Source organism: Exiguobacterium qingdaonense, from assembly GCF_018617855.1.
GTDB classification, from domain to species: domain Bacteria; phylum Bacillota; class Bacilli; order Exiguobacteriales; family Exiguobacteriaceae; genus Exiguobacterium; species Exiguobacterium qingdaonense.
Genome location: NZ_JACSKY010000007.1, coordinates 1 through 25,599, shown reverse-complemented (window position 1 = coordinate 25,599; position 25,599 = coordinate 1). Strand labels below are relative to the sequence as shown.

Sequence of the window (25,599 nt, the reverse complement as noted above, 5' to 3'; positions counted from 1 at the left end):
AGAAAAGAGGAAAACACTATGCGTTTTAATCAAGATTTCGTATTCGGTACAGCCACGTCCTCGTATCAAATTGAAGGGGCACATAACGAAGGCGGGCGCACTCCTTCCATTTGGGACATGTTTTGTGACATCGACGGACGCGTGTTCGAGAAGCATAACGGCGATGTCGCATGTGATCACTATCATCGTTACGAGGAAGACATCCAGCACATCAAAAAGCTAGGTGTCGACACGTATCGCTTCTCCATCGCGTGGCCGAGAATCTTTCCTGCCAAGGGAGAGTACAACCCAGAAGGGATGGCGTTCTACAAAACGTTGGCGCTACGTCTTCGTGAAGAAGGAATTAAACCGGCCGTCACGATTTATCACTGGGACCTTCCGATGTGGGCTCACGAAGAAGGGGGCTGGGTGAACCGCGAATCGGTCGACTGGTTCCTCGATTATGCGAAAGTCTGTTTTGAAGAGCTCGATGACATCGTCGATTCTTGGATCACTCACAACGAGCCTTGGTGTGCCGGATTCCTCGGTTATCACGTCGGGGTTCACGCACCGGGCCATCGTGACATGAACGAAGCGGTACGCGCCGTGCATCACATGTTGTTGTCGCACGGGAAAGCGGTCGAGTTGTTGAAGCAGGAGATGACGTCTAAGACCCCGATCGGCATCACGCTCAACTTGGCGCCGATGTATGCGAAGACGGATTCGGCGAATGACCGTCTTGCGATGAACAACGCCGACGGGTATTCAAATCGCTGGTTCCTCGACCCGGTATTCAAGGGTACGTATCCGGTCGACATGATGAACTTGTTCTCTAAATACGTGCATAACTTCGATTTCATCCAAGCAGGAGACATGGATACAATCTCGACGTCTTGCGATTTCTTCGGCATCAACTTCTACAGCCGTGGCATTGTCGAGTTCAACGCAGCGAATGATTTCTTGAAGGCAGACGCTTACTCGGACTACGAGAAGACGGGCATGGGCTGGGATATCGCCCCGAACGAATTCAAAGACCTGATCCGTCGTTTACGCGCCGAGTATACCGACCTTCCCATCTACATCACAGAGAACGGCGCCGCATTTGACGACGTGCTAGAGAATGGCGAAGTCCATGACGATAACCGGATCGACTACGTCCGCCAGCACCTCGAAGCTGTCTCTGACTTGAACGATGAAGGCATGAACATTCAAGGCTACTATCTCTGGTCGCTCATGGATAACTTCGAATGGAGCTTCGGATACGAGAAGCGCTTCGGCATCCTCTATATCGACTTCGAGACACAGGAGCGCATCTGGAAAGACAGCGCGAAGTGGTATGCCGGTGTCATCGCCGACCATAAAGCCAAACACGCAGATAGCGTCGAGGCGTAACATGCATCCATCCCTGCCGCTACGGGGATGGATTTTTTGTGTGGAGTGAAATAAAGGAGGGAATAGAACATGAGGGAGGTGAGTTAGTGAGTGAGCTATAGTAATCGGACGGACCAAGAGCGAGAAGAGGATAAATCTACTTATTTGTTTTTCATGTTATGGATATGTTGGCTACTCTACGGAAGTGCCTATAGTATTCTCACATTAAATCTGTTCATTTTTTTGGTAATCATCTTTACTTCGGTATTATGGATGAAAGACTTAATTGCCCGAAATCGAAGAATCACGCGCGAGCGAGAAATTCGTCATCTTGGAGTTGAAATTGATTCAATAGAAGGGAGAATGTTAATGGCACGAGATTATTCGACATACGAAGTGACGGGCTATGACGACCAAGGGAAAATCAAGTTCATTCACTTGAGAGAAGGGGATTTCGTCTTGCCGGTTGAAATCAAGGGAGACGACTTACTAAAAATTAAGAAGATGATGGAACTCAATCCCGGGGTGACCGTGATTATCCATGCGGCGGTCGATCAGAAACGAATGCGACTACTTGAGGTGGACGGATATTCACTCCGGAAAGAAGATATATAAAACGCCAGCACCTATAACGGGCTGGCGTTCATTTATGGAAGTAACAAAATTTTCCCTTGGCTCTTTCGACTTTCTAAAAAGGCGTGGGCCGATGACCCGTCTGACAAGGCGAACGTCGTCGGTTGTGGAATGACGAGTGAACCGTCCTCGATCCAGGAGAACAGTTCGTGTGACCGACGAATTCGTTCCTCTTTTGAAGTGAGAACGTTCCATAGGTCGCCACCCGTCAATGTCTTTGAGGTGTCCATGAGCATGCGCGGGTCGACGGGTTTTGGGTCGCCTCCGGCCATGCCGTAAAAGACGACCGTTCCACCAATCCGAGTCGCTTCGAAACTGTCCTCTAATGTCGCACCGACCGAGTCATAGGCGACATCAGCACCGCGACCACTCGTGACGTCGCGAATCGCTTCGACCCATGCTTCGTCATAGCGATAAGCACGGGCACCATGTGCTTGGACCGTCGCCACTTTTTCGGCTGTCGACGTGAGACCGATGACTTGTCCACCGAGACGTTGAATCATTTGCGTCAACAATTGACCGACCCCACCGGCGGCTGCGTGTACGACTGCGACATCATCAGGTTGAATCCGATAGCTGTCGTGGACGAGGTAATGGGCCGTCAATCCTTGAAGCATGACGGATGCAGCCGTTTCAAATGTAATGGCATCTGGTAGGGGAATCGCCTTCTCGAGCGGGACGGCAACGAACTCCGCGTTGGCGTGCGGGACGTCCGCAAAGGCGATTCGGTCTCCTGGTTGGAGTGACGTGACGTTCGCTCCGACCGCTTCGATGACACCGGCTCCTTCATATCCGAGAATGTAAGGCGGTTCTCCGACGAGATGATAGTTGCCTTTCCGACGATACACATCGGCATAGTTCAATCCGATGGCTTTTGTGCGGACCAATACTTCATCAACTTGTGGCATCGGTGTCGGGACTTCTTCATACGTCAAGACATCAGGACCACCGAATTGATGGAAGACGAGTGCTTTCATGCTGATCACTTCCTTCGTTAGATTCATTCAAACTATAGCATACGGCTCGCGATTCACTCGCGATGACGCACAAAAGTCACCGAACATGAAACGGTTCGGTGACTTCGCTGGATTGACTGATTTTCTTGACTCGCTTCAATACGTCCCGTTTCGGTAAATCCGGGTAATCATGCTCGATGCGTTCGATACAGGACACGATGGTCTCTGTGCGTAACAGATGAATGATCTGTTGATCGATGGAATCGAGCTCAAGAGGCATGTCTTCTTTTGAATCCTCGCGATTTAGCCACAACAATGCGCCGAATAAGTGCACGAGTACAATCGCCATGCCGGTGATCGTTGATAAATCGATGGACGGGAAGAACGAAAGTACGACGTATAAACTAAACCAACTCACGATTCCGTGAAGGATGGTGTCGAGTAGACGCGGCACGTTCACATGACCAAACGAGCGTAACGTTCCCGTTAACCCATCAACAAACAAACTTAGCATCGTCGACAGGAGATAGAAACAACCGAGCATCGCGAGAGTCGGGAAGACCGGGAGAGATGTGTCTTCAAGTAGATAGATGAGAATCAAATCGACGGCGAATAGCGGTGTGAGGGTGAGCAATAGAATCAACGCGCCCCAACCAAGTCCGTTCACAACTTTCATGTGATATGTGCACGATATCGTCCGATTGCGATGATTGCACAGAAGAGACAGACCGTATGGATGACGACCCCGATGAGCATGGCGTATGGGATGATGGATTGGAAACCAAGACCGAATGCGAGGGCGGCACTTGATAGGACCAGAAAACTCGGCGTATAATTTCGGACGGTTGTTTTCTGCTTCTTCTCATGTATCACAAAGTATCCTGCAATCAGTAAAAAGACAGGAAACAGCATGATTGGGTAGACCGATTGAAGCAATAGTCCGAGTAATCCGGATAGGCCAGCGATAACGGCAAATATAGAAGGGTAGTAAGCTTTCAAATTTCCAACTCCTTAACTCTTTTTCCTAAATATAACAGCCCTCCTCATTACTGAGAAGGGCTGTCGTTTTTGTTTCAGGCTGATGCTTGATCAGAGCCTTCTTGTGCTTTCAACTCTTCACCGTACGAAACGCGGTCTTGAATGCGAACGAACGGGAGGTAGATGGCTACGGCCATGGCGATTGTCGCAATCTGTAAGAGAGCGGCGCGCCATCCGCCAATCAAGAATCCAGAGATGACTGGAGGTGTCGTCCATGGTACTTGAAGGGCATTAAACGGCTCGACCCAACCCCAAAGGATAGCGAAGTACACCATGAATGAAGCGATGGCTGGCACGACAACGAATGGGACGAACATGATCGGGTTGAAGACGATTGGCATCCCGAAGATGACCGGCTCATTGATGTTGAAGATACTTGGGGCAAGTGACAACTTCCCGAGCTGCTTCAAGTGTGCCGAACGAGCGACAATGAGTGTCGCGATGATAAAGCCGATTGTGATCCCTGATCCACCGAGTTTCGTGAACACATCGAGGAACTGAATTGTAACGATTTTTGCGTTCTCGCCAGCGACAAGCGTACCACCTGCATCGAGGATCGCTTGATTTTGAAGCGCGTTCGCTGTGAGAAGGGGTCCCATGATTCCCATGAGGATCGCGGCACCGTGAATCCCACACCACCACATGACGGACATGAGCACCATGATGATGACGGCTCCAGCGAGTGTATCTGTCAAGTTTTGAAGCGGTGCTTGAAGCACATCATAGATGACTTCTGTAAACGTACGCTCTGCCACCGCTTGGAAAATCGCAAACGTCGCAACGGCGAGTGAGATGATCGCCAAACCAGGAACAAGTGCAGAGAATGAGTTCGATACGCCTGGTGGGACACCGTCTGGCATCTTAATGCTGATCCCGCGCTTGATGAACTGCGAGTAGATGAATCCGACTGCTAGTCCGACGATGATGGCAGCGAGGACACCTTGTCCACCTGTCCATACTTTTGGAATGACGCCACCGACGAATTCCCCAGACTCAGACAGGACAGAAGCTTGTGTAATGATGAGGAACGAGATGATTCCGAGGATACCGGCCGGCACGCCTTCGATCTTTTCGTTCTTGACGTATGAGTAAGCGATTCCAAAAACACCGATTAAAGCAAGGATGTCAAACGTCGCGCCGACGACTTGCGTGAGCGGGAGTGACCAGTCTGCCCCGAATAGACCTGACATGAAGTCAGCCCAACCTGGAATCGGTAACGCCAGGATGAGAAGGAACAGCGACCCGATGATCGTCATCGGCATCGTGAGGATGAACCCGTCCTTAATCGCAAGGACGGGCTTGGCGTTCGCAAAGCGAACAAATGCAGGGGTGAACTTTTCAAATACTCTTTCTAAGCGGCTCATAGGGGGAACCTCCTTATAGGTCTTCAGCGCGCGTGGCGATGATCTCTTTATACCAGTGGAACGACTGTTTCTTCTTCCGCGCGAGCCCATTGTTGTGGTCGACGTAGATGAAGCCGTATTGCTTTTTATAACCGTTCAGCCAGCTGAGTAGGTCGATTGCAGACCAAGCATAGTAGCCGGCAACGTTGATGCCTTGCTGAACAGCGTGTTTGACTGCACGAAGGTGACCTTCGATGTATTCAATCCGTGGCGTGTCCATGATTTCACCGTCGACGATCGGGTCGACATCACCGAGACCGTTCTCTGTGATATAGATTTTGACGTCGCCGTAACAATCTTTCAACATGTGCATCCCAGCGAGGAACGCCTCCGGTGAGATTTCCCAATCCCACTTTGTATACACTTTGTCGTCCATCTTGACCGTCTTGTAGACGCCATCGAACGATGGGTTACCCGGGCGACCTGTCGAGTTCTCACGTCCACCGGCCATGACGAGCGCCGAGTCATTCTTCATGACGCGCTGCGGGCTGTAGTAGTTGAGGCCGATAAAGTCGTTCATCGAAGCCGTACGTTTCAAGACGTCGAGTTCTTCTTCCGTCATTTCAGGGAGAAGACCCTGTTCGTTTAAGCCGTTCACGACGTACTCCGGGTATTCACCTTTTAAGATTGGGTCGTAGAACCAATGTGTCGCATAGGCGTTCGCGTGCATCTCGGCGAACTTGTTCTCTTCTGCGTCATCGATGCTGAACGCCGGGTTGAACACGTGTGTGATCCCGATTTCGCCAGTGTGACCGTTTTGTTTGAACAATTCGACGGCACGGGCGTGAGCGACGAAAACGTTATGCGTCGTTTGGAAATAGCCTTTGACGTCGCCTTCGATACCTGGTGGGTGTGCGCCTGTTAAGTATCCAAGTGAGCAGAAGATGACCGCTTCGTTGAATGTAATCCAGTGGTCGACACGGTCACCGAACGATTGGAAGCACGTATCGGCGAAACGGACGAAGGCGTCAACCGTCTCTTTGTTCTTCCAGCCGCCCTTTTCCTCAAGTGCTTGGGGGAGGTCCCAATGGTAGAGCGTGACGAACGGGACGATATCGTGTTTTAAACACTCGTCAATCAAGTTGTTGTAGAACTCGAGTCCTTTTTCGTTCACTTCACCCGTACCGTTCGGGAAGATGCGTGGCCATGAAATCGAGAAGCGATACGATTCGAGCCCCATCTCCGCCATGAGCGCGATGTCTTCCTTATAACGATGGTAATGGTCGACTGCGACGTCGCCGTTTGTGTTTTCAAATGTCTTACCAGGAATTTTCGAGAAGACGTCCCAGTTCGAGAGGCCTTTCCCGTCCTCGTTCCATGCACCTTCGACCTGATAAGAGGCCGAAGCGGCGCCGAACAAGAAATCTTTAGGCATTTTCAAAATAGTCACCTCGGTTTATTTATTTACAAGTTTCAATGAGTGGTCCAATACTTTCGCGCCGTTCATCATGCCATAATCGACTGTGTTGATGACATCGATCGGCACACCTTTTGGTTCGCAGATTTGCTTTCCTTTAGAGAGAAGGTATTTCACTTGTGGTCCGAGAAGCGCGACGTCGATGTTGTCGACGTACGTCTCCATCTCTGACTCAGGGTAAGCTGCAATTTCAGCTTCGATGCCACGTTCAGAGGCAACCGCTTTCATTTTTTCTACTAACATACTTGTTGACATACCTGCCGCACAGAAGAGTCCGATTTTAATCATTGTTGATCCATTCCTTTCAATTCGTTGATTTCGTTTTGCATATTCATCATGTATCCAAGCATTTCTTTGACGAGAATCGTGTTCATCAAGTGATCTTGCGCGTGCACCATGAGGACACCGACCGTTGCCGATTTACCTTGTGCTTCAAGCGTGACGAACTTCGTTTGAATCGCATGCGCTTCTTTTAATGTCGCGTCACCAGCGACGACCGCTGCCTCGGCTTCTTCTTTCTTTCCTTCTTGCATGAGGAGCATCGCTTGATGATAGCTCGCTTTGGCGTCACCCGAGAGGGCGATGAGACCGAAAATGTCTTCCGGTGAGATTTCAATTGTTTCCGAAACCATAGTATCTCTCCTTTTGTATGGATAACTTAAATTCATAGGTACAAATATTTTCTACATGTCGATAGTAGCACGAAAGCGTTTTCGTGTAAACCCTTACTTTTAGAAAAATGTGAACAAAAAAACACGCACGAGAAAAGCATCTCTCGGGCGCGTTTAGGACTTGATGTTCGAGACTTTAAGCATTTTGACATGTTTAAAATGGTGAATGGAACGAGAGACGTCGAAGATTTGTCCGTTCGTCAAATAGACGGTGTTATCGACGATCAAGGCTGGATCGTTCTCGTTTAGGTCGAGTAGGTGAGCGGAATCTGCATCTAGAAAATCTGCGTAAATGACACGGTCGGCGAATCCGATGGCGAGCTTTTGGTTGCTTCGTAAATACGTATAAATCGACTTTTGAACGATGTTCTCATCCAAGTAGATGACGAGCTCTTTTCGGAAGTATGAATCCTCTACCGAGAACGGATGGTCATCGACGAGGCGAAGTCGTTTCACAAAATAGACGGGTGTCCCAATCGGGCATTTCATCCGTTCGGCGACTTCGTCGTTTGCGACCGTCTGTTCGAAATGTAAGACGCGCGTCTCGACTTTCCGGCCACTGAAGTCACTTGTGAGACCTTGGAGTTTTTCTAGATTAATGTAATCGCTATTGTAATGGTCACGGACGAAGACACCGCTCCCTTGGACTTGATAGACGTATCCTTTATTGACGAGGATTTCGATTGCTTTACGGACCGTGTTGCGGCTGACGCCATATTTGGTCGCATATTCATCCTCGGTCAATAATTTATTCGTATGTTGATAGACATGATTGACGATGTCTGCTTCGATTTGGCTCGCAACTTGCTTGTACTTCGGAGACATACAGTTCTACACCTTTCAAAAAAATTTGTGGGAATGAATTTGCTAACAGTATAACAGATATTTTTTGGAAGCGGATACGTTTCGTTCGTCAATTGTTGAAAAAAGTCGAACGATTCATTGAGAGAATATTTGGAAAATATGAAACAATATAAGAAATCATACGTAGAAGAGAGATAGATCTTGTAAAGGAAGGGGGGTTATAAAATGAACAACACAAATCGATTTGTACAAGAGGATACATGGTGGAAGACGCGACTGCGAATCCGTTACACCTCGCTTCTGTTCATCTTGACGGCGCTTGCCGTGTCTTATCTCGAAAATAATATATGGCTGGTCGTCCCGTTGATTGGGCTTGGAATCACGATGATTGGGCTAGACGTGAGAAAGTATCAGACACACCGTACGCATGTGAACGAACGACATGAGGTGAGATCGCTTAGATGGGACTTCGTATACGATTTGGTCGATTCAGCGATTCTTATTTTAATCACGGGAGTTCTCCTTTTTATGAAAATTGACACGTTGACGATGTTCGTTGCCCTCACCTTATGGGTCGTGTTCGGTCAAACGTTACAAAAACAGTTCGGTGAACGCATGTCTTCGGTGGAACCGTTCGAGAAACAACGATTGAAGAGATGAATGAACGATTGACGCAAGAAAAAGCATGGAAACATTCATTCGACCAATGGATTTTCGGCCTGTTTGGAACATTCGTCGTACTGATGGTCTTCGTCGGTTTATTTTCTGGTGCCCTTACGTGGGGCGTGCTGTATATCGCCTGTACACTCATTCCACTCAACATCTTATATGTGAAGCGTTATCGGATGCGCCTAGGATTTCAACCAGAACTGAAAGGGTTGTATCGTCGTCAACTCGTTCGGGACGGAATGAACAGTATTGCCTTTTTTCTCGCGTTGAATCATCAACTATTGTTCACATCAAACGTGGCCTATGTATGTGTCACGGTGTTCATCGGTGGCGCAATATTATGGACATGGGACGTGGAGGCACGGACGAAGCGACAAGATATGAATCTGGATGGAGGTCATGGCCAATGGACCAAGACATAAAGTGGATTCAACGGATGCGACGTTATGCTGTACCGATACTGATTCTATATGTCACAGCCGTCATTGTCGCGCTCTTATTAGAGAAAATGTGGCTTATTCCCATCATGGGGTCACTCTCTATACTGATCATCATAATGGGCTATAAAGAAATGCGAATCATGTGGCGAATGACCGCGCATCCGAAGGCTCATCGAATCCTTGTTTTCCAGTTTATATTCGAATGGATGGATGCGATTTTGTTGGCGACACTCATGGCAACGCTGCTGACAGCAGAAGATGTTGGTCTCATCATCGGTCTCTTTTTTGGGATATGGGGAGTGTTGAGTCCGTTCCGACAGAAGTGGTTCACAAAGCAACTTAAACAAATCGATCCGGAATTACCGACGTATGTGGAAGTGATTGGAGGGAGTGTACTAAATGGACCGTCAATTTGAACTTACGATAACGCATGCCAAACAATTCGAGCGGTTCTTTGGCTGGCCGATACTCGTCATATTCCTCATTTCGTTCATCGCCATGTTATGGGCGCAGGCGACGTGGGTCATCCCGGTCATGTTGGTCGTATCCATGGGCATGGCTTATAAAGGATACATGGAATATCGGGTCATCCGCTTTTTTGCCGAACATGAAGCGGTCACTCGCGTGTTACGTTATCGACTCGTTGACTGTTGGATTAGTGCTGTCTCTTTATTTGTGCTCTTCATCCCGATGTATGTGAACGAAGATGCCTTCATCCTGACCGGTGGTGTAGTCGCCCTTTGGGGATTGACGAAATCATATCGAGAGAAGAAGTGGGAAGAGCGAATCCATGTGCATCAGTCAGGACTACCGACGTATGAAAAAGTGCTAGAAGAGGAGGAGAACGGATGGAGTCATCACCAAAAGTAAAATCGCAAGTCGACACGATTTTAAAAGTAGACCGTTTGACCAGCTGGGGTGTCGGGATAATCGGGGTCGGACTCGTCGCCGGTTTTTTGATTTACGCCTCGTATTGGACAATCGCTGAAGGCGTCATCGTCGGAATGCTTTACTTCATGCTCGCCTTATTGCTTAGTGCTGTATTGATTCGGTACCGAATGTGGTTGCGTTTCGTGAAAAATCAAACGGCACGAAAACTCTTATCGTTCAAAATGATCGCACATACGTTGGCGTTTAGTGGAATCGGGGTTTACGGAATATTCTATTTCAATAGCGGACCGACAGAACCTCAATCGTTCCGCATGTTTCTCCTTTCCCAGCTGACGTTTTTCGGGATTGAATATTTAGCGAAGCGGTTCGACCGTGTCATTCAGTCTTACGATGAGAATTATTTGACGGATAAGGACATAAAAGAAATTCGTGAGGTGCGCGAATACGAAAAGGAGCAACGTCGTGAACAAGCGTGATCAGATGAGAGAGTTGACGACATTTGATGAATCGGGGAAATGGACTGTAAATATGATGAGCGGAGTACTCGCACTCATGCTTTTCTTTGCAGTGGAGAAAGGCTGGATTTCGTTGGTAGGTGTATTGTTGATTTCAGAGATCGCAGCTTTACCTGCATGGAAGAAGACATGGGATCGAGAAACGATTAAGAAGCGCTATTTGAAGTCGAGAGAGGCGAAACGACTTGCGCATTGGAACTCGATTACTGGACTGATTGGGTATCCGTTCGTGATTGTATTTCTATATTTCACAGTTACCGAGCAGATCTCGACGCTTGCTTTCTTTGTAACGATTGCGGTGCTCATCCCAAGTTCTATGATGATGCATCGGTTGTATGAGCATCATATGGTTCGTCTCGACGAAAACTATGTCACGGAACGAGAGTTAAAAGAAGAACAAAAATGGGGGAGCGCGTGAGCGTCCCCCTATTTATTTGAACAGACGAGCGATGAACCCCACACATGCCGCAAAGGGAAGAAGGAGAAGAAGTCCGAGCCATTGATCTCGCCACACGACGAACCAGAAGGCGGCTTGCAGACAGAGAATACCGACTGCAGCAAACATCACGAATAAGAGGGCTTTCTTGCGGGTGGTGCGATCATCCCACCATTCTTTGAAATATGGAAAATTGCAGAGAAACGCCATAGCCATGAAAAAAATCGCAGGAAACAACATGACGTCTGCTAACGTGCTATTCCCTTCAAACTCGAGCCATCTGGATAAGACGGATAACAGTATGCCGATCAATAGGAAGATTCCACCCATGTGTTTCCCCTCATTTCTTTACTCGTTACTTGTATCATGCCCGTTCTCTCCTTACTTGAAAACTCGATAGATTGATGGCTTTTTCGTGAAAGTGGTGACTTTTACATGAACAGTAAAAAAGTATTTTATGACAATTTTTAAGATATCTCTATCCAACACGTCCTGTACTCGATAGCATGAAAGCGTATCTGGAGAAACGGCTGGATATGAAACAGAAGCGCCAGAACTCTACGGAGTTGACGAGGACGAAGGTGATCGAGATTTCGGCGGATGCCTTCCAGTCGCGTGTCACGACTGAGAGAGTCTTGATAAAACGTTCGGGTGACCGGACGGACAAAGCGAGACTTGATGACATCACTCAAAAAAGCCCGTTTCCTTTTTCGAGAAATCGAAGCAAAGAGGAGATTTTTGTATGTGTGGAATCGTAGGGATGATCGGACAAGTTGGAACGAAAGAGATTTTGTTGAAGGGGCTCGAGAAGCTCGAGTATCGCGGCTATGACTCGGCAGGGATTGCCTTAGTCGGCGAGGACGTTCGTACATTCAAAGAAGTAGGACGGATTCAAGCACTCCGTGACATCGTCCCGGCTGACGCCGAAGGGACGATCGGAATCGGTCACACGCGTTGGGCCACACACGGGGTACCGAGCGTACCGAACGCCCACCCGCATCAGAGCACGACAGGACGCTTCACGCTCGTGCATAACGGCGTGATCGAGAACGACGAACAATTGAAAGCCACACTCGACGTCCCATTCCTTTCGGAGACGGACACGGAAGTCATCGTCTTGCTCATGGAGAAGCACTTCGTCGAGCTCGGTGACGTCGAGGCGGCGTTCCGCAAGACGCTTTCGGACCTCCACGGTTCGTACGCGATCGCGATGATCGACTCAGAGGACAAAGAGCGCCTCTATATCGGCAAGAACAAGTCCCCGCTTCTCGTCGGACTCGGTGACGGCACGTTCAACGTCGTCGCATCGGACGCGATGGCGATGCTCCAGGTGACGGACCAGTACCTCGAGCTCCATGACGGTGAGATCGTCATCCTCACACGCGAGTCGGCGACGATCAAGACGCTCGACGGCGACGTGCTCGAGCGTGCACCGTACACGGCCGAGATCGATGCGTCAGACATCGAGAAGGGCACGTACGCGCACTACATGTTGAAGGAGATGGACGAGCAACCGGCCGTCATCCGCAACATCATCCAGCACTACCAGAACGAGAACGGCGACATCGAACTCACGGACGGCGTACGCGAGCTCGTCTCGGAAGCGGACCGCGTCTATATCGTCGCATGTGGGACGAGCTATAACGCCGGACTCGTTGGAAAAGACATTTTAGAACGCATCGCCGGCATTCCGACAGAAGTGCACGTTTCTTCTGAATTCGGCTACAATATGCCCATCTTAAGTGAACGTCCGTTGTTCGTCTTCTTATCACAATCCGGTGAGACGGCGGACAGCCGTGCCGTCCTCGTCGAAGTGAAGAAACGCGGATACAAAGCGCTCACCATGACGAATGTACCGGGTTCAACGCTCTCACGCGAAGCGAACGAGACGATGCTTCTGCACGCCGGACCGGAGATCGCGGTCGCGTCGACGAAGGCGTACACGGCACAGATTGCCGTCCTCGCGATTCTCGCGTATGACATTGCCCGTGCGACAGGGAAAGAGTTACCGTTTGACCTCATGCCGGAACTCGCACGTGTCGCTACGATTATGGACTCGATCATGGCGCAAAAAGAGTTGTTCGAGGATCTTGCGGAGCGTTACTTGAAGACGACACCGAACACGTTTTTCATCGGTCGTGGGCTCGACGCGTCCGTTTGTCTCGAAGGAGCGCTCAAAGTGAAAGAAATCTCATATATTCAAGCGGAAGGGTACCCGGGTGGGGAACTGAAGCACGGGTCGATCGCCTTGATTGAAGACGGGACGCCGGTCATCGCGCTCATCTCGCAACCGAAGACGAACTTGAACATTCGTGGGAACGTCAAAGAAGTCGTCGCCCGTGGCGCGAACGCCTGTATCATCTCCATGCAAGGCGTGGAACATGAGAATGATGACTTTATCTTGCCGCACGTCGAGCCACTCTTAGCACCGCTCATCAATGTCTTGCCGGTTCAACTCATGGCATATTACGCAGCGCTCGCTCGTGGATGTGACGTGGACAAGCCACGAAACTTGGCGAAATCGGTGACGGTGGAATAAACTTGACGTTGTATAAGGCACTTCTGTATCTGGAGAAGAAAGTTTTTTCTTAGCAAAGCAAACTGTATTCTTGGTCAAATAATACGTTCTTTAGCGCGAGGTCAATCGGAATCACCAACCGATTGACCTCGTGCTTTTTTGTTAGATAAAAGAGCGAGTGGAAGCCTGGAAAGAAAGAACGTGGGGGGAATTGAGAAAAAAAGCGTGAAAAAGAAATCTTGGATTTTAGGGAACAACTAATTTGCCTATGAAAACATTAGAAGTCAGTCAGAGGAAGGATTTAAAAAGATGGCCAGGGAACGACTTAAATCTACGGGTGCAACTTTTTGTAGACTCAAAATTAAGTTCTTTCTTAGCAAAATAAATTGTATTCTCGGCCAAATTAAATTATTTTTACTCAAAAAGTATTTGACCAAACCATCTTTGACAAATACATATCTGGTTTCAAAGTTGAAACGGTACAAGATTTTAGAGAAGAAGGATAAAGTGGGTAATTAAAACGAGTGTTGGATCAGACTTTTCCTGATGGAAAATCGCATAATGAAAAAGTATCGGAAAGAATAGTATGAACGACTTAAAAGAGAAAAATGTTTTTAATGACTTTACTTATTTGTCATATACTTTTGATTGTTCCGTGGTTTAGGCGCACTTTTAGATGTATAATAATGGAAATATTGGTATTTGGTTAAGATATTGATTATAAAACCACCTTGTAATAAATAAGGTGATTTTATAATCGGTTGATAATTGGGGGTAGCATGTATGGGTTTTGGGAGTTTCATAGTCAATTCTATTATAGTAATTGTGTTTATTGTAGGAATGGTGTTTACTATCAAGTTTTTCTTTGCAAATAAGAAAGAACAATCAATATCAACTGTTCTCATCACTTCTGGTCTCTCACTTACTGTTAGTTCTTTTGGTAACACTTGGACCAATATTAATAGACTTTTTGCAACTATTATTCTAAGTGGATCTCCAAATGATGCAATCGAAATTAATTCCGCTTTCTCACAGACCCAATGGGTTCAACTGATTGTAGGGATAGTATTGATGGTAGCTGGGGGGTATTTATTGTATTTTGCAAAGAACAAACTTTTCATTTTAAATATCAATGCATACTATGATAAGAGAATAGAATCAAATAACAAAGATATAGGTCTATCCACATTCGAATTTAAAGAAAGAGAAATAGACTTAGTTAGAAATTATAAAAATGGTATAACAGCAAACACTATTAAAGAAGTTGTGGAAATTATCGAAGAAAAAACGAGGTCATTTAGATTAGAAAGTAAAGATTTCAAGAGAGGATACACAGGAATTGCACCTATACCTTTCGTAATGTTGACAGGAACGTATTTACAACGTGAAAAAATCAATGAGTATTTTGAATTCGATAGAATTCAAACCGAAGAATTTTATAAATTAAAAAACAGAAAGAAATATCCTGCATTACAAATAGATAAGTCTCTGAACGAAATAAATGCAAATGCTGAAGAATTTGTAATAGCAGTCTCACTTACTAAAAGAATTACCCAAGAACAAATGAAGCAATTTAAAAATGCAGAGAAGGTTGAGTTATATTTAAAAAATCCAAAAGATAATGCAATAAGACATAAGACTCAATTGTTTGAATACGCTCAAAAGATCGGAGAGATCATAGAGGAAATATCAGCTTCTACTTCTTGTAAAAAAGTACATCTCCTCATTTCATCTCAGAGTAGTTTGGCATTAGAGATTGGAAAAAGGATTGATAATCAAAGAATGGCTGAAATTACTTGCTACTTCTTTGATATAAAACAGGATTCTAATTATCCATGGGGGATTATCATGAACGGAGAAAATAAAGGTGAATTTATAGAGCGATAAAGGGAGTGAGAAATTTGTATAACGTTGAGAGTCGGTTAAAAACATTCTATAACAAACATGTAGTGCTTCCAAAGAGACAAAAAACACAGTTGTTTAAACTTAAAAATATTAATGTAAATAGATTGGAGGAAGGAATCAAAGAGTACAACTCTGAGAAAGGTACAAATTATCAGGTGGTTGAAACAATTACACAGGGTAGTGTAGCCATGTCAACAGTAGTTCAAAATGAAAGTAGTGACTATGATATTGACGTAGCAATTGTGTTTGATAAGGATAATCTTCCAGAGGGTACAACAGCAACAAAAAATATGGTAGCAAATGCTTTGAAGAAAAAATGCAAGCAATTTAATGTTGAACCAGAAGCCAAAACTAACTGTGTAAGAATTTCTTACAAAGAAGGTTATCATGTCGATTTCGCAGTTTACCGTAGAGCCAAAAATTATCTTGGAGAGTATGAGTACGAGCACTGCGGAAGTGAGTGGAGAAAAAGAGACCCTATAGCAATTACCAAATGGTTTATTGAGTCAAATAGAGAGAAAGAGTACAAATTGAGAATTGTTGTTAGATTGTTAAAGATGTTTTGTAAATCCAGGGATTGGATTATGCCAGGAGGTTTAGTTCAGTCAGTATTAGTGGAAGAACGGTTTGAAAAAGATGATAGAATTGATGAGATGTTTTATAAAACAGCTAAGTCGATTCGTGACAGATTGGTCTATAACAAGGAAGTCTATAACCCTGCTGATGGTAGTCAAAGTCTAAAGCTGATAAAAAAAGATGATGATAGACTTCAAAGACTTCAAGAACGACTTACTACTTATATTAATAAACTGGATGTACTATTTGAAGAGGACTGTACTGATAAGCAAGCAGTAAGAGCCTGGAATGATTTTTTCAATCATAGTTATTGGCAGGAACAGTATGAAAATGCTCAGGAAACAAGAACGTTAGAAAAATCAGCTTTTTCAAAATCGAATGAAGAGCTTATCTATAACGAAAGTGAAGAATTTATCCAATATTATTTTCCGATAGAAAATAGATATCAATTAACATTAGAGTGTCATGTGGAGCAAAATGGTTTTAGAATAGACACTTTAATGAATATATTGAGACAAGATAAGTGGCTATCCCCACAAAAAACTTTAAAATTTTTCATAAGTTCAAATACTGTACCTAAACCATATGATATCTATTGGAAAGTTAAGAACAGAGGTGAGGAAGCAAAAAGAAGAAACCTTGTAAGAGGTCAGATAATAAAGACTAACTCCGAAACTCATACTGAGGCTACTCAATTTAAAGGAGAGCACTTCGTAGAATGTTATATAGTACAAAATGGTGTTTGCGTGGCAAAAGCAAAAATTGATGTGCCTATTTCATACCAATCGTAGTTTGCAGCATTAGTAAATGTCTAGTAAACCTTGAACTGCCTTATTTTTTAACACTGCTTTATATGCATCAAAAAAATTAAATATTCCTTTACACGAGCGAACATCGGAATCACTATCGATTTTCGCTCGTGCTTTTTTATTGAGGGAAAGAGCGAGGGAAAAGCATGCTGAGAAAAGCATGAAAAAGAGTGAAAAATAAAAGCGGATCTTGGATTTCAGGGAACAACTAATTTGCCTATAAAATATTGAAAGTCAGTCATACCAACAGTTTTAAAGGGTGGTTATGTAACGACTTAATTTTACAGGTGCACTTCTCTTCAGTAATGGTGCTTTTTACTACTTGCCGATATCTTTGCCAACAAGCAAAATAGTAGGATAAGTAAGCGGTTCCAACTTATGATTAGATAAAGATAAGCGACGAAAGAAGGGCTGACATGAACGTATACATTGCTTGCCATAGCGGGTTTGTGACGAGTGCGATGGCGGCGAAGTTATTCGCACAAGCGAGCGAAGGATATTTGTCTTGTACGATTACGCACGGAACGATTCAAAACATCCCGAATGAGGTGGATTTGATTCTCTATCAGGAAGGGGCGACCCCGGTCACCCATCCAACCGCACGTGTCCGGTCAGTCCGACAACTCCTGTCGCTCGAGGAATACCGACTACTTGTCGAAGAATGGATGGATGAGCATGAAACATGAGTGGAGCGCACGAGAGCGCTCGATCTTGTTACACTTGTTGGCAACGGAAACATCGACACCGCTCGCCGAAATCGCGCAGGCGGTGAATTTGTCTGAGCGCACGATTCAACGGGAACGACAATTACTTGAAGGTATCTTAAAAGAGTTCGAACTCGAACTCGCTTGGCAACGTGGGCATGGACTGAGCCTTGTCGGCAAGCCATCTGCGAAGCAACAGTTACGAGAAGATCTCATCCTATCTGCAGAAGCGATCCCGACGAGCGAAGACCGCTTATTCGAGCTGGCGTGGCGCCTCTTGTTTGAAAATGACACACTCAAATTGCAGGCGGTCGCCAAACAGATGCACGTCTCGCCGAGCACGTTGACGCAAGACTTGGAGAAATTGGACAGATGGTTCGAAGAATATCATTTAGAAGTCGAACGGAAAAAAGGTGTCGGGGCTAGAGTGCTCGGCTACGAGTCCGAGAAGCGTAAGCTACTCATTAACGCCCTGCTCGCCCACTGGGACACGCTCGCCTTTTATCGTTTCGTCCGCGGGGAAGACGACTATATTCCAGCCTTTTTGAAGACGGTGCCATGTGAGGCGATGCTTGAAGGACTTCGGGACGGCTATGATTATTTGAAGTCCCGCTCGTTTGAACGGATGGATGACCGCACCATCATGCGGGTCACGTTCGCTTATGGGGTACAGCAGGCACGGTTAGATTCCGGTTTCTTTTTAGAGATGTACACGAAAGGACGGTCCGAGGACTACTTGAAAGTCGCCACCGATATGGAAGAAGCGCTCGGAATCACTTACTCGATGGCGGAACGTGTCTGGTTCGCAGAGGAAGCAAACCGTCTACGCTCGATCAAAGATCAAATGAAAGAAGATGAAGAAGAACGATGGATCATGCAGATTCGGGTGCATAAATTGATACATCACGTCTCACTCATCTATGGATTCACATTTACGGATGACGCGGCTCTCGAACGAGGACTGCTCGCACACATCTTGTCGAGCATGAATACACAGGCGCTACCGGAGACGGGTACGGTCAAGCCTCATATCGACCGCGACTATCCGGGACTTCGTTCGGCCATTCAACAGGCTGCCGACATCGTCTTTGGCACGAACACGTTCTCGGAAGAAGAGACGGTCTTTTGGGCGATGCACTTCGCGGCAGCGCTCGTTAAACCGGTGCGTCGTCGCGAGTATCGGGCGCTCGTCATCTGTTCGGCCGGACTCGGTTCGTCGAAGATGCTCGTCAACCGCGTGCGTCAAGAGTTCCCGGAGATGCAGGACGTCGTCAACTCGTCACTTTTTGGACTCGAACAGCATCGATTGGAAGAATATGATGTCATCTTGTCGACCGTGCCGTTGCCACCACTGTCGGTGCCGACGTTAATCGTCAACCCGCTCCTGACGAGTGAAGAAGTGCAACGCGTCCGTCATCTCTTGTTGTCGTTACCGCAATCATTTCAAACGCTGACTTCAAAGCCGAGATCGACGATGCTTGATTTTGCCGAGCTCGGGGAATTGGTCGAGACGTTCGAGCGGATGGATGACCAGTTTGACTTGGTCACACTTAACAATACGGATCGTTTGGAGGATATTTTAGTCGACATCGGGACACATCTCGAAGAGCGGGACCTTGTCCAAAGCGGGATTCAGTTATCCGCGCAACTGCTACGTCGGCATGAGGTGGCGGGTCTCGGGGTACCGGGTACGAAACTGGCGTTATTCCACGGGCGACATGCCTCGATTGAGAAGGCGAGTGTGTTTGCGTTTGATTTAACGACATCGATCCCGCTCCTCATGATGGATCAATCGACCGAACCCGTAACACGTCTCCTTGTATTGCTTGCGCCAGAAGAAGCGCGAGACGTCGAACTTCAGTTCTTAAGTGCGATCAGTGGATCACTCATTGAGAGTGAGGAACATATGCGCCTCTATAGCACGGGGACGAAAGAAGACGTTCGCTTGCTCCTGCACGAATGCATGAAGAAAATGATTCATGAGACATTGTACGAAAAATGACCGAACCATGGTCATTTTTTTGTTTGGCACAAAATGTTGCCAAAGTGTGAACTGGATTGAATTGAGAAAGCGCTTACTCCAGGCATACAATATGGGTGTAGAGCACAAACCGGTTAGCTACACTACACATTCAACCTTTCACATTTAAACGACTGGAGGTTTTATACATGGCGAATACGCAAGCGAGCTCGGGCGGGATCCGAGTCAAAGTTCAACGATTTGGTAGTTTCCTTAGTGGAATGGTCATGCCGAACATCGGTGCCTTCATTGCCTGGGGGATAATCACGGCACTCTTCATTCCGACAGGATGGTGGCCAAACGAAAACTTAGCAGAACTCGTTGGTCCAACAATCACATATCTCTTACCATTACTCATCGGTTTCACAGGTGGTAAATTAATTCACGACGTTCGAGGTGGTGTCGTCGGGGCGCTCGCCACGATGGGGGTCATCGTCGGGACAGACATTCCGATGTTCCTCGGTGCGATGATTGTAGGTCCACTCGGTGGTTATATCATCCGCCAAGTCGACCGTGCCCTTGAAGGCAAAGTTAAAGCAGGATTTGAAATGCTCGTCAACAACTTCTCTGTCGGAATCATCGGTGGGCTTCTCATGCTTGGAGGATTCGAAATCTTCGGACCGATCATGAGCGCCCTCGATAAAGTGATGGCGGCAGGTGTTGACTGGATCGTCGGTGCGAAACTACTTCCGGTTGCAAGTTTGTTCATCGAACCAGCGAAAGTTCTCTTCTTGAACAATGCCATCAACCACGGAATCTTGAGCCCGCTCGGTGTCGATCAAGTGGCAGAGGCAGGAAAGTCAGTTCTCTTCTTACTTGAAGCCAACCCAGGACCAGGTCTTGGATTACTTCTCGCTTATATGTTCTTCGCTAAAGGTGCAGCGAAGCGTACGGCACCAGGTGCGGCCATCATCCACTTCCTCGGTGGGATTCATGAGATTTACTTCCCATACGTATTGATGAAGCCAGTCTTGATCCTTGCGATGATCGCAGGGGGCGCAACAGGGATTTTCACATTCGTACTCTTTGATGTCGGTCTCGTCGCACCGGCTTCACCAGGTAGTATTTTCGCGATTCTCGCGATGGCGTCACGCGGTTCATATATCGGACTTTTGGCAGGGATCTTCTTATCGGCAGCGGTCACATTCGCCGTGGCGAGCGTCATCTTGAAATCGAGCGCAGCAGAAGAAGTATCACTCGAAGAAGCAACAGAGAACGTGAGTGCGATGAAAGGCAAACAGTCTTACGCATCAGCTCTCGTGACAGATCGTCTTGATAAAGTCGACCACATCATCTTCGCATGTGACGCTGGAATGGGGTCAAGTGCGATGGGTGCCTCGGTTCTCCGGAACAAGGTGAACAAAGCGAACTTGCCAATCAAAGTGACGAACACGTCCATCAGCAACTTGCCGAAAGATGCCCAATTCGTCATCACGCATGAAGACTTGACAGAGCGCGCGGAAGCACAAGCACCGAATGCGATTCATCGTTCGGTCACGAACTTCTTGAACGCGGATTACTATGACCAATTGATCGAAGAAATTAAAGCGGAACGTAGCAAAATTTCTTGAATTCAGAAATAGAGACACGGTTTAGCCATTAGGAGGAAATTAAAATGCCATTCATTCAAACAGAGATGATTCGACTCAACCAAACATTCGCAACGACAGAGGAAGCGATCACAGCAGCCGGAGCCGTCCTACAGGAGGCCGGTTGCGTGACGCCAGAATATGTAGAAGCGATGCATGAACGTCAAGCGATGGCGAGCGTCTATATCGGAAATCACGTCGCCATTCCACACGGTACAGAAGCAGCGAAATCAGCGGTTCAGAAGACGGGAATCTCGTTTCTGCAAGTACCGGACGGTGTCGACTTCGGGGGCCAAACGGCCAAACTCGTCATCGGGATTGCTGGAGTGAATGATGAGCATTTGGAACTCCTGTCGCAAATCGCGATCCTCTGCTCAGATGAAAGAAACGTGGAGCGCCTCGTTCAGGCGCAGACGGAAGAAGAAATCTTGACGCTCTTTATGGAAGAGGTGGCGTAAATGAAAGCTATTCATTTTGGAGCGGGGAACATCGGACGAGGATTCATCGGGTTGTTGCTCAACCAGAGTGGTTATGACGTGACGTTTGTCGATGTGAATGACACGGTCATCGAAGCGCTTGAGTCAAAACGTCATTATGAAGTCGGGTTCGCAGAGGATGGTGTTGACCGCATCGTCGTCGACCGGGTTCGCGGTGTCAACAGTTTGAAAGAACCAGCTCGTGTCGTGGACTTGATTGCAGAAGCGGATCTCGTGACGACGGCTGTCGGACCGTCACTTCTTTCAAAAGTGGCACCGTTGATCAGTGAAGGGCTTCGTGCACGTGAGGTCGAGGATGCGCCGGTCTACGTCATCGCATGTGAGAATATGATCGATGGTAGCGCGATTCTTCGTCAGGAAGTCGAGACGTGTGGTGGTGTCGGGGAGGCGAACGCCTTCTTCCCGAACGCCGCGGTCGATCGCATCGTCCCGCAACAACAACATGAAGACCCATTATACGTGGAAGTGGAAACGTTCCATGAATGGGTCATCGAAACAAAAGGGCTCAACGAACAACCACCGATTCAGGGCGTGACATGGGTCGAGGAGATTGGGCCGTATATCGAGCGAAAACTCTTCACGGTCAATACAGGACATGCCATTGCGTCATATATCGGTTCATTGTTTGGGAAGGCGACGATTGATGAGGCGTTACAAGATCGTCGCGTTCGTCAAGTCGTCCAAGGCGCATTGTATGAGACAGGATGGTTGTTGCTCGAGAAATACGGGTTCGAGGCGAAAGAACATAGCCAATATATCCAAAAGATCATCAAGCGTTTTGAGAACCCGAAATTGAAAGATGAAGTGTCACGCGTAGCCCGTTCTCCGATTCGTAAACTCGGACCGAGCGACCGTCTCGTCAAACCGGCGCGCGAATTGATGGATAACGGGATCGAGCCGAACGAACTCGCTTATGGAATTGCAGCGGCTCTCCATTATGACAATCCGAATGACTCGGAATCATCGGAGCTCCATTCGTCGATTGAGGAGAACGGCATTTCGTTGACGATTGAAAAATACCTTCATCTGCATGAAGGAGACACGTTGACGAAATTGATTCTCGATCAATACCATTTGATTCGGGAAGAGGAAAAAGAACGCGTATCATAATAAACAATCGCCATTGTCGCAAAGACAGTGGCGATTGTTTTAGTGTTTCCCGAATTCGAGATATGTGGTCGTCTCCTTCACGTGGAGTGGAAGGTCTGTCTCGGATAAAGGATGACTGAAATAGTAACCTTGTACATAATCGCACGACTCCTTCAGTAGCCATTCGAGTTGGGCGGACGTTTCTACACCCTCCATGAGGACCTTCATCCCAAGATTATGACCGAGTTGAATCATCGAGCGAACGATAGCCTCTTGATTGCGGTCAGTGAACAGATTCACGATGAACGACCGATCGACTTTTAGCACTTGCACCGGTAGTTCACGCAGCTGACTGAACGAAGAATAGCCGGTACCAAAATCGTCAAGGGAGATCAATATCCCGAGTTGATGTAACTGCGTCAATTTCTCCCGGGTCGAAGCCTCATAAGATAACATCGAGGACTCCGTCACTTCTAGCTCCAAAAACATGGGGTCCATCCCCGTTTCTAATAGAATGGATTGCAACGTATCGACAAAGTCTTCACGTACAAATTGGAGCGGGGAGACGTTGAGCGATAACGTGAATGGACGAATGCCGGTTTGCTGCCAACGCACCCAAGTGCGACAGCCTTCCCGAATCACCCACGTACCGATTGTGTGAATCAATCCGGTATTTTCCGCAATCGGGATAAAATCAGACGGGGCAATCTTCCCGAGTTGTGGATGATGCCATCGGATTAAAGCCTCGACGCCTTCCAATCGATTTTGCTTCAAGTCGATTTTCGGTTGGTATACGAGAGAGAGCTCATTTTTGCTCAAGGCCGTGACAAGAGATTTTTCGATTTCAATCGTGCGTATGATGTGAGAGCGTGACGCCTCTTCAAACGTTTTGATTTGATTTTTACCATTACGTTCGGATTCGTGCGCGGCCAGACGAGCGAACTGAATCAACTCATTCGGGCAATGCGTGTCTTTTGGATAGTGACTGATTCCCGCGCTCATCGTCAATTCGAGTGTCGTTCCGTCCACATCGAATGTAGAAGAGATGGCTTTCATACACTTTTCCGCTTTTTGTTGGGCCATCGAGCTACGCTGGGCGAACAACAAAATAATGAATTCGGACGGTCCGATCTTCGTCAGCACATCATCTAAATGAATCGTATGCTGCAGACGTTTGGCGACTTGAACGACTAACTCGTCAGCACCATGGTGACCGAGCAGGTCGCTCAAGAAACGCCAACGGTTCACATCGATGTATAAACAAGCGACAGGACGCTCCTGTCGTACACTTTCTTGAAGTAACGCATCGAGTTTATAGCGGTTCGGCAAATCGGTGAGCGGATCATGGAATGCCATGTGCTCAATCATCCGTTGCGATGTGATTGTTTTCGTCACATCTCGTATGAACCAAAGGATTTGGCTTTTTGAATCATCCTGAAGTGGATAAGACATCACTTCTAGTATACGATGATCTGTTTCAATTTGTGTCGGGTGATAGAACGGCTGTCGGATAGACAGTAAAGGGTGATAATCCTGAAAAAAAGTCTCTGTCGTGCATCCTTCGAATAGGTCGGAGAACGCTTGATTTCGATATTGGATTTCCCCATCAATCGTTGTCGTCACGACGGCTTCAAGTGTCGACTCTAAAATGGTCGCTTGAAAGAAATCACGTTTTTGAATTTGTCGGTCTAACGCATAGACAATAAAGTACATCGCGAACAGCAGTAACATGATTCCTGTAATCAGCCATGCGAGTAAAGTTGGGTCAATCGGGATGCGACTCACTTGAGAGGCATCCGGTATAATCGTCGTGGCTTCCATACCGACAAGATGCATACTAAAAATGGCCATCCCCATCAAGAGCGAGAAGGTCAACTTCACTGGTAGGGTGAAGCGGCTTGCGGAGTAAGACGAGAAGAAGCCGACCCGTAAGGCGAGGAATGAAGCCCCGCACGCAATGACAATGGATAAGAGGACGAGAGAGGCATCGAATGCCAAATCAACACCTTGAATAGCGAACATGCCAATATAGTGCATACTGACAATCCCGAGTCCCATCAGTCCAGAAGACTGAAAGAGTGTTAGCCATGTTGGGTGTCGAGAGATGATTCCAAAAGATAAAACACATCCGGCAATCGCAGGAATCACCGAGCCGATGATGAGCCAGATGGAATACGTACTGTGATGAAGTGAAGTGTGAGCAAGCATGGCCACGAAATGCATCGACCAAATCCCGAGTCCGAGCGTCGTGCCCCCAAATAAAATCCAAACGCGATGGGACGAGGTTGTTTCTCCTGTGACGCGCTTCGCCAGTTCTAGCGCCATGAAGGCAGATACGCTGGCGATGATGAATGCGAGTGTCATTAAAAACCCGTTATGGCTCATCGTGTGACTGCTTAGTTGGTCCATAGTTATAATTCCTCGATTGATTCATGATTTTGTATATCTCTTTCATTATATGCTGAAGATTTTCCGATTACATACAGAAATGTTCAAACGGACTAGATCTTACACGACACGTGGGGAAAAAATGACGATTGTTTAACTAAATCAGGCGAGAATTCTCCCTCCTCTAAGCGACTCGGGGCGAAGCTCGGCGTAGGTGGGAGATGAATCGCCCGGTCCAAACGTCTTTTCCCCCTGTGACAGATAGGACGAACAAAAGTTCG

Annotated in this window: 26 protein-coding genes; 16 read left to right on the top strand and 10 right to left on the bottom strand. The window is 47.1% G+C overall.

From position 1 onward, the window contains the following. The first annotated feature begins 18 nt into the window (after positions 1 to 18). Together KNP00_RS09190 and KNP00_RS09185 are read left to right on the top strand one after the other, a co-directional pair. Positions 19 to 1,371, top strand: a complete 1,353-nt coding sequence (locus KNP00_RS09190; RefSeq protein ID WP_215144432.1) for a GH1 family beta-glucosidase — start codon at positions 19 to 21, stop codon at positions 1,369 to 1,371. Between the two features lie 348 nt (positions 1,372 to 1,719). Further along, positions 1,720 to 1,965: a hypothetical protein gene (locus KNP00_RS09185; RefSeq protein ID WP_215144431.1), complete on the top strand. Its 246-nt coding sequence runs from the start codon at positions 1,720 to 1,722 to the stop codon at positions 1,963 to 1,965. Between the two features lie 32 nt (positions 1,966 to 1,997). On the opposite strand, the gene KNP00_RS09180 is transcribed toward KNP00_RS09185, so the two are convergent. The 8 genes from KNP00_RS09180 to KNP00_RS09145 form a co-directional block, all read right to left on the bottom strand. Beyond that, complete coding sequence (locus KNP00_RS09180) at positions 1,998 to 2,960, bottom strand: quinone oxidoreductase family protein (protein WP_215144429.1); 963 nt, start codon at positions 2,958 to 2,960, stop codon at positions 1,998 to 2,000. A gap of 76 nt (positions 2,961 to 3,036) precedes the next feature. Then, positions 3,037 to 3,615 (bottom strand): hypothetical protein, encoded by a 579-nt coding sequence (locus KNP00_RS09175; RefSeq protein WP_215144427.1) that lies wholly within the window; start codon positions 3,613 to 3,615, stop codon positions 3,037 to 3,039. Then, positions 3,612 to 3,938, bottom strand: coding sequence for a hypothetical protein (locus KNP00_RS09170; protein WP_215144425.1), 327 nt, complete (start codon positions 3,936 to 3,938; stop codon positions 3,612 to 3,614). The genes KNP00_RS09175 and KNP00_RS09170 overlap by 4 nt, the downstream gene beginning before the upstream one ends. 74 nt (positions 3,939 to 4,012) lie before the next feature. Beyond that, positions 4,013 to 5,341 (bottom strand): PTS sugar transporter subunit IIC, encoded by a 1,329-nt coding sequence (locus KNP00_RS09165; RefSeq protein WP_215144423.1) that lies wholly within the window; start codon positions 5,339 to 5,341, stop codon positions 4,013 to 4,015. A 13-nt stretch (positions 5,342 to 5,354) separates the two neighbouring features. Next, the gene (locus tag KNP00_RS09160) at positions 5,355 to 6,761 is read right to left on the bottom strand and encodes a GH1 family beta-glucosidase (RefSeq protein ID WP_215144421.1); all 1,407 of its coding nucleotides are present in this window, start codon (positions 6,759 to 6,761) and stop codon (positions 5,355 to 5,357) included. Positions 6,762 to 6,776: 15 nt separating this feature from the next. Further along, complete coding sequence (locus KNP00_RS09155; protein ID WP_015880671.1) at positions 6,777 to 7,085, bottom strand: PTS sugar transporter subunit IIB; 309 nt, start codon at positions 7,083 to 7,085, stop codon at positions 6,777 to 6,779. Further along, positions 7,082 to 7,429 carry a PTS lactose/cellobiose transporter subunit IIA gene (locus KNP00_RS09150; protein WP_015880672.1) on the bottom strand — a complete coding sequence of 116 codons (348 nt, stop codon included), beginning with the start codon at positions 7,427 to 7,429 and terminating at the stop codon, positions 7,082 to 7,084. The genes KNP00_RS09155 and KNP00_RS09150 overlap by 4 nt, the downstream gene beginning before the upstream one ends. Positions 7,430 to 7,582: 153 nt before the next feature. Next, entirely contained in the window at positions 7,583 to 8,293 is a 711-nt protein-coding gene (locus tag KNP00_RS09145) for a GntR family transcriptional regulator (protein ID WP_215144419.1), read from the bottom strand. Between the two features lie 204 nt (positions 8,294 to 8,497). Here KNP00_RS09145 and KNP00_RS09140 point away from each other — a divergent pair, with 204 nt between their 5' ends. Genes KNP00_RS09140 through KNP00_RS09115 form a run of 6 tightly spaced genes read left to right on the top strand, consistent with a single transcriptional unit; the run spans position 8,498 to position 11,205 of the window. Continuing rightward, positions 8,498 to 8,932, top strand: coding sequence for a hypothetical protein (locus KNP00_RS09140; protein ID WP_215144417.1), 435 nt, complete (start codon positions 8,498 to 8,500; stop codon positions 8,930 to 8,932). Next, positions 8,929 to 9,363, top strand: coding sequence for a hypothetical protein (locus KNP00_RS09135; RefSeq protein ID WP_215144415.1), 435 nt, complete (start codon positions 8,929 to 8,931; stop codon positions 9,361 to 9,363). Before KNP00_RS09140 ends, KNP00_RS09135 begins: the two co-directional genes overlap by 4 nt. Next, positions 9,348 to 9,797 carry a hypothetical protein gene (locus tag KNP00_RS09130; protein WP_215144413.1) on the top strand — a complete coding sequence of 150 codons (450 nt, stop codon included), beginning with the start codon at positions 9,348 to 9,350 and terminating at the stop codon, positions 9,795 to 9,797. Before KNP00_RS09135 ends, KNP00_RS09130 begins: the two co-directional genes overlap by 16 nt. After that, positions 9,781 to 10,251: a hypothetical protein gene (locus KNP00_RS09125; RefSeq protein WP_215144411.1), complete on the top strand. Its 471-nt coding sequence runs from the start codon at positions 9,781 to 9,783 to the stop codon at positions 10,249 to 10,251. The genes KNP00_RS09130 and KNP00_RS09125 overlap by 17 nt, the downstream gene beginning before the upstream one ends. Next, positions 10,230 to 10,748 (top strand): hypothetical protein, encoded by a 519-nt coding sequence (locus KNP00_RS09120; RefSeq protein WP_215144409.1) that lies wholly within the window; start codon positions 10,230 to 10,232, stop codon positions 10,746 to 10,748. The genes KNP00_RS09125 and KNP00_RS09120 overlap by 22 nt, the downstream gene beginning before the upstream one ends. Then, the gene (locus KNP00_RS09115; protein ID WP_215144407.1) at positions 10,735 to 11,205 is read left to right on the top strand and encodes a hypothetical protein; all 471 of its coding nucleotides are present in this window, start codon (positions 10,735 to 10,737) and stop codon (positions 11,203 to 11,205) included. Before KNP00_RS09120 ends, KNP00_RS09115 begins: the two co-directional genes overlap by 14 nt. A 12-nt stretch (positions 11,206 to 11,217) precedes the next feature. Here KNP00_RS09115 and KNP00_RS09110 read toward each other — a convergent pair whose 3' ends face one another. Further along, on the bottom strand, positions 11,218 to 11,553 hold the full coding sequence (locus tag KNP00_RS09110; protein ID WP_215144405.1) for a hypothetical protein: 336 nt from the start codon (positions 11,551 to 11,553) through the stop codon (positions 11,218 to 11,220). 412 nt (positions 11,554 to 11,965) lie between these two features. On the opposite strand from KNP00_RS09110, the gene glmS reads away from it, so the two are divergent. The 8 genes from glmS (at position 11,966) to KNP00_RS09070 (ending at position 22,951) form a co-directional block, all read left to right on the top strand. Then, positions 11,966 to 13,762: a glutamine--fructose-6-phosphate transaminase (isomerizing) gene (gene glmS, locus KNP00_RS09105; RefSeq protein WP_215144404.1), complete on the top strand. Its 1,797-nt coding sequence runs from the start codon at positions 11,966 to 11,968 to the stop codon at positions 13,760 to 13,762. 762 nt (positions 13,763 to 14,524) lie between these two features. Beyond that, the gene (locus KNP00_RS09100; RefSeq protein ID WP_215144402.1) at positions 14,525 to 15,628 is read left to right on the top strand and encodes an SAVED domain-containing protein; all 1,104 of its coding nucleotides are present in this window, start codon (positions 14,525 to 14,527) and stop codon (positions 15,626 to 15,628) included. A 14-nt stretch (positions 15,629 to 15,642) separates the two neighbouring features. Next, complete coding sequence (locus KNP00_RS09095) at positions 15,643 to 17,013, top strand: nucleotide-binding domain-containing protein (protein WP_215144400.1); 1,371 nt, start codon at positions 15,643 to 15,645, stop codon at positions 17,011 to 17,013. Positions 17,014 to 17,447: 434 nt separating this feature from the next. Beyond that, a complete protein-coding gene (locus tag KNP00_RS09090) occupies positions 17,448 to 17,717 on the top strand; it encodes a PTS sugar transporter subunit IIB (protein WP_215144398.1) in 270 nt (89 codons plus the stop codon). After that, positions 17,707 to 19,737 (top strand): BglG family transcription antiterminator, encoded by a 2,031-nt coding sequence (locus KNP00_RS09085; RefSeq protein ID WP_215144396.1) that lies wholly within the window; start codon positions 17,707 to 17,709, stop codon positions 19,735 to 19,737. Before KNP00_RS09090 ends, KNP00_RS09085 begins: the two co-directional genes overlap by 11 nt. 167 nt (positions 19,738 to 19,904) lie before the next feature. Then, a complete protein-coding gene (locus KNP00_RS09080; RefSeq protein ID WP_215144394.1) occupies positions 19,905 to 21,326 on the top strand; it encodes a PTS mannitol transporter subunit IIBC in 1,422 nt (473 codons plus the stop codon). A 44-nt stretch (positions 21,327 to 21,370) separates the two neighbouring features. After that, positions 21,371 to 21,802, top strand: a complete 432-nt coding sequence (locus tag KNP00_RS09075) for a PTS mannitol transporter subunit IIA (RefSeq protein WP_215144392.1) — start codon at positions 21,371 to 21,373, stop codon at positions 21,800 to 21,802. Beyond that, the gene (locus KNP00_RS09070) at positions 21,803 to 22,951 is read left to right on the top strand and encodes a mannitol-1-phosphate 5-dehydrogenase (RefSeq protein ID WP_215144385.1); all 1,149 of its coding nucleotides are present in this window, start codon (positions 21,803 to 21,805) and stop codon (positions 22,949 to 22,951) included. A gap of 39 nt (positions 22,952 to 22,990) precedes the next feature. Here KNP00_RS09070 and KNP00_RS09065 read toward each other — a convergent pair whose 3' ends face one another. Further along, a complete protein-coding gene (locus tag KNP00_RS09065) occupies positions 22,991 to 25,339 on the bottom strand; it encodes a bifunctional diguanylate cyclase/phosphodiesterase (RefSeq protein WP_215144383.1) in 2,349 nt (782 codons plus the stop codon). Positions 25,340 to 25,599: the final 260 nt, after the last annotated feature.